At 75.0% G+C, this 4,454-nt stretch carries 6 protein-coding genes; 4 read left to right on the forward strand and 2 right to left on the reverse strand.

Going from position 1 to position 4,454, the window contains the following annotated elements; genetic code table 11:
* Positions 1 to 4: 4 nt before the first annotated feature.
* Positions 5 to 1,321 (forward strand): adenosylmethionine--8-amino-7-oxononanoate transaminase, encoded by a 1,317-nt coding sequence (locus GCU69_RS06105; protein ID WP_156205339.1) that lies wholly within the window; start codon positions 5 to 7, stop codon positions 1,319 to 1,321.
* 193 nt (positions 1,322 to 1,514) lie between these two features.
* Positions 1,515 to 2,222 carry a dethiobiotin synthase gene (bioD, locus tag GCU69_RS06110; RefSeq protein ID WP_408055768.1) on the forward strand — a complete coding sequence of 236 codons (708 nt, stop codon included), beginning with the start codon at positions 1,515 to 1,517 and terminating at the stop codon, positions 2,220 to 2,222.
* 204 nt (positions 2,223 to 2,426) lie between these two features.
* Here bioD and GCU69_RS06115 read toward each other — a convergent pair whose 3' ends face one another.
* Both GCU69_RS06115 and GCU69_RS06120 read right to left on the reverse strand, forming a co-directional pair.
* On the reverse strand, positions 2,427 to 2,798 hold the full coding sequence (locus GCU69_RS06115; RefSeq protein WP_098750558.1) for a fic family toxin-antitoxin system, toxin component: 372 nt from the start codon (positions 2,796 to 2,798) through the stop codon (positions 2,427 to 2,429).
* Positions 2,795 to 3,019, reverse strand: coding sequence for an antitoxin (locus GCU69_RS06120; protein WP_098750559.1), 225 nt, complete (start codon positions 3,017 to 3,019; stop codon positions 2,795 to 2,797). Before GCU69_RS06120 ends, GCU69_RS06115 begins: the two co-directional genes overlap by 4 nt.
* A gap of 109 nt (positions 3,020 to 3,128) precedes the next feature.
* Here GCU69_RS06120 and GCU69_RS06125 point away from each other — a divergent pair, with 109 nt between their 5' ends.
* Together GCU69_RS06125 and GCU69_RS06130 are read left to right on the forward strand one after the other, a co-directional pair.
* Positions 3,129 to 3,959, forward strand: a complete 831-nt coding sequence (locus tag GCU69_RS06125) for an ABC transporter ATP-binding protein (RefSeq protein WP_098750565.1) — start codon at positions 3,129 to 3,131, stop codon at positions 3,957 to 3,959.
* 8 nt (positions 3,960 to 3,967) lie between these two features.
* The coding region (locus GCU69_RS06130) for a DUF402 domain-containing protein (protein ID WP_235978271.1) at positions 3,968 to 4,454 on the forward strand (487 nt) is incomplete at its 3' end.

Genomic DNA, 4,454 nt, shown 5'->3' on the forward strand with positions numbered 1-4,454 from the left:
CCCAATGCCTGAGCCGCGCACCGGCTCCCTGACCACGGAGGAGCTGCTGGCGCTGGACCGCCGGCACGTCTGGCATCCGTACGGCCCGATGCCCGGCCGCCAGGAGCCGTTCGTCGTGGAGTCCGCGACGGGGGTGCGGCTGCGGCTCGCGGAACCCGTGGCGGGCCACCGCGAGTTGGTCGACGGCATGTCGTCCTGGTGGTCGGCGATCCACGGCTACGGCCATCCGGTGCTGCACGACGCGGCGCGGGAACAGCTGAACCGGATGAGCCATGTGATGTTCGGCGGGCTCACCCACGAGCCCGCCGTGCGGCTCGCGGCACGGCTGGTGGAGATCACCCCGGAGCCGCTGGAGCACGTGTTCCTCGCCGACTCCGGCTCGGTCTCGGTCGAGGTCGCCGTGAAGATGTGCCTGCAGTACTGGCGCTCACTGGGGAAACCGGACAAGCGCCGGCTGCTCACCTGGCGCGGCGGCTACCACGGCGACACCTGGCAGCCGATGTCCGTGTGCGACCCCGACGGCGGCATGCACCACCTGTGGTCGGGCTCGCTGCCCCGGCAGGTCTTCGCGGACGCGCCGCCGGACGGCTTCGACACCCCGCCCGACCCGGCCTACGAGGCGCATCTGCGGGAGCTGATCGCCCGCCATGCGGACGAGTTGGCGGCCGTGGTCGTCGAGCCGGTGGTGCAGGGCGCGGGCGGCATGCGCTTCCACTCCCCCGCCTGGCTGCGGGTGCTGCGGCAGGCCTGTGACGAGCACGGCGTGCTGCTGGTCCTCGACGAGATCGCGACCGGGTTCGGGCGTACCGGTGAGCTGTTCGCCGCCGGGCACGCGGGGATCGCTCCCGACGTCATGTGCGTGGGCAAGGCGCTGACCGGCGGCATGCTCACCATGGCGGCGACGCTGTGCACCGCCGCGGTGGCGGACGGCATCGCGCGGGGCGAGGTCCCCGTACTGGCCCACGGCCCGACGTTCATGGGCAATCCGCTCGCCGCGGCCGTCGCGAACGCCTCGGTGGAACTGCTGCTGGCGCAGGACTGGCGCGGCGAGGTCGGACGGATCGAAACGGGCCTCCGCGAGGGGCTGGCGGGGACGGAACGGCTGCCGGGAGTACGGGATGTCCGGGTGCTCGGCGCCATCGGGGTCGTCCAGCTCGACCGCGACATCGACATGGCGGCGGCGACCCGGGCGGCGGCCCGGGAGGGCGTGTGGCTGCGGCCGTTCCGCGATCTCGTCTACACCATGCCGCCGTATGTGACGGGTGACGAGGACGTCGCCCGGATCTGCGCGGCCGTGCGGGCGGCTGCGGCCGCAGGCTGATTGCGCGGCCCGGAGGGGGACCGCGCCCGGAAGGGGGCGGGGCGAGAGGCGGCGGGACAGGGCCCGGGAGGGGCGACGGAGCCCGCAAGGGCGGCAGGTCCGGCGAGGCGGCGCACCCGCAAGGGGCAGCGGTGAGCCGGCAGGGGAAACCGGGAGCAGAGACCGGCAGGAGAAAGGAGACGGCGTGTCCGTCATGGTCGTCACCGGAACCGGCACGGAGGTCGGCAAGACCGTGGCCACCGCGGCGCTCGCCGCGGCCGCGCTGGCCGCCGGCCGGTCCGTGGCCGTGCTCAAACCGGCCCAGACCGGGGTGGCCGGGGGTGAGCCGGGGGACGCGGCGGAGGTGGCGCGGCTCGCCGGGCCGGTGACCGCCGCCGAGCTGGCGCGCTATCCGGAGCCGCTCGCTCCGGCGACGGCGGCCCGGCGCGCCGGACTCGCGCCCGTGCGGCCCCGGGACGTGGCCGAGGCGGCGGAGAAGCTGGCCACGGAGCACGATCTGGTGCTGGTGGAGGGCTCGGGCGGACTCCTCGTCCGGTTCGACGACGAGGGAGCGACGCTGGCCGACGCGGCGCGGCTGCTCGGCGCACCGGTGCTCGTCGTCGCGGCGGCCGGGCTGGGCACCCTGAACGCGACGGCGCTGACCGCGGAGGCGCTGCGGACCCGGGGCACGGTCTGCGCGGGGGTGCTGGTGGGCAGCTGGCCCGCGGATCCCGGGCTCGCGGAACGCTGCAACGTGCCGGACCTGCCGGACGTGGCAGGCGCGCCGCTGCTGGGCCTCGTCCCGCAGGGCGCGGGCGCGCTGCCGCCCGCGGTGTTCCGTGCCCGGTCGGCGGGGTGGCTGGCTCCGGCACTGGGCGGCACCTGGAGGGCACCGGACGGGGCGAGGGCACCGGGCCGCTGACACCGGCGGGCGGCGTGCCCGCGGCCGGGCCCCGCGCGGTCCGCAGCCGGATGCGTACGCGTCCGGCCGGGAGCCGGAATTCGTACGCGGCCCGGCCCGGCCCGGAGCCGGATGCGGGCGCGGCCCGGCCCGCAGCGGGACGCGTGCGCGGTCCCCGGCCCCGGAGGCCCAGTGGCTCGACCACCGCGGCGGCCGCGGCCGCCCTCAGTTGCTCCAGCCGCGCAGTTCCTCGGCGATCGCCTCCACGCCCGCGGTGCCGTCCTTCACCAGCCGGGCGAGATCACGGACCTGCTCCGGCGAGGTCGTGACCTTCAGTCCGCTCGCCACGAGATAGGCGTACGCCACCGCGGAGGCGAACATCGCGTTGGAGCGTTCCAGCGCCGGGACGTGCAGCAGCAGTTGCAGCAGCGAGGCGGCGCGCGTGTGCGCGTCGGTGTAGACCGGCACGCCGAATATCTCCGCCTCGTGCCGGCTGACGGCGGCGACCAGCGCGCCCCAGTCGGTGACCTGCGGGTCGCCGGGTGTGTTGTGCTCGGCGACCATGAGGAGCCAGGCGATGTCGATGCGGAGGGTCAACGGCGTGTGCGCTCCTCGCCGAACTCCTCCGTGAACACCGACTCGTACTGCTTCATGAAGTCGGCGGCCGCCTCGACGAAGGTCCGGCCGGCCTCGCCCGCGTCCTCCCGGACGAGTTCCTCGATGTAGCGGTTCATGGACAGTCCCCGCTGGAGGGCGCGCTGCCGCGCCGTCTCCGCGGTCGTCTCGTCCACCCGGACGTTCAGCTGTGTCTTGGCCACACCACCAAGCTAGCGCGCAGGTGCTAGCTCCGGCAAGGGACTGTCGGAGCGGCCCCGGCGCCCCTAGGCTCGGCGGCGGAACCCCTACGGAAGAAGCGGGGTGGCAGCCTTGCCCGGTTCCCCGACGGATACGGCGCCCGGAGCGGCGCTCCCCACGGCCGCCCGCGCGGCGGCGCTCACCAAAGCCTTCGGCACCGGCGAGACGGCCGTCCTCGCGCTCGACTCCGTGGACGTGCGGATCGCCCGGGGCCGGTTCACGGCGGTGATGGGGCCGTCCGGCTCCGGGAAGTCGACCCTCATGCACTGCCTCGCCGGGCTGGACTCGGTCTCGTCCGGCCAGGTCTGGCTGGGCGACACGGAGATCACCGGGCTCAAGGACCAGCAGCTGACCCGGATCCGGCGCGACCAGGTCGGCTTCGTCTTCCAGTCGTTCAACCTGCTGCCGACGCTCACGGCCGCCGAGAACATCACGCTGCCGATGGACCTGGCGGGCCGCAAGCCGGACCGGGCCTGGCTCGACCGGGTGATCGACACCCTGCGGCTGCGGGACCGGCTGCACCACAGGCCCGCGCAGCTCTCCGGCGGCCAGCAGCAGCGGGTGGCGTGCGCCCGGGCCCTGGCCTCGCGCCCGGAACTGGTCTTCGCCGACGAGCCGACCGGCAATCTCGACTCCCGGTCAGGCCTGGAGCTGCTGGGCTTTCTCCGGGAGGCCGTGGACGACCTGGGCCAGACGGTCGTGATGGTCACGCACGACCCGGGAGCCGCTGCCCACGCCGATCTCGTCCTGTTCCTCGGCGACGGACGGATCGTGGACGAGATGGCCGCACCCACCGCCGAGGCGGTCCTGCAGCGCATGCGGCTGTTCTCGGCCGCCTCCCTGCACCCGCCGGGCTCCGGCCCGGGACCGGTCCGTGACACCGGGGCGGAGCCGCGGCCCTGACCGGCACCGTGCTGGTCGACATCCGCAAGTACGACGGCAGCTCGAGCGCACGGTGGACGGCCACCCGGCTCGGTGCGGACGAGCACGGCACCTGGCTGGGCACGGCGCGCGGCGTCCCGGTCGGTTCGGCCGCGGGCGGCTGGACCACCCGCTTCGCGTACGTGACGCTGGTGCCGCGCGCCGCCTGGTGGACGGCCACGTTCTGCGCGGACCCCGGCCCCGAGCTGTACTGCGACGTGTGCACGGTCCCCGAGTGGAGCGGGAACGGCACCGTGCTGCGCACCGTGGACCTCGATCTCGACGTCGTACGGCCGCGTGGCGGCGGGCTCCGGGTCGAGGACGAGGAGGAGTTCGCCGCACACCGGGTGCGCTACGGCTATCCCGGGAGCCTCGTCCGCGAGGCCCGGCGGACCTGCGCGTGGCTGGCGGAGGCCGGCCGCCGCGACGCCGGTGGCGTGGAACCCTTCGTCTCGGCGTACCGCCGCTGGCTCGGCC

This window comes from Streptomyces lycii (assembly GCF_009735685.1).
Lineage (GTDB): Bacteria > Actinomycetota > Actinomycetes > Streptomycetales > Streptomycetaceae > Streptomyces > Streptomyces lycii.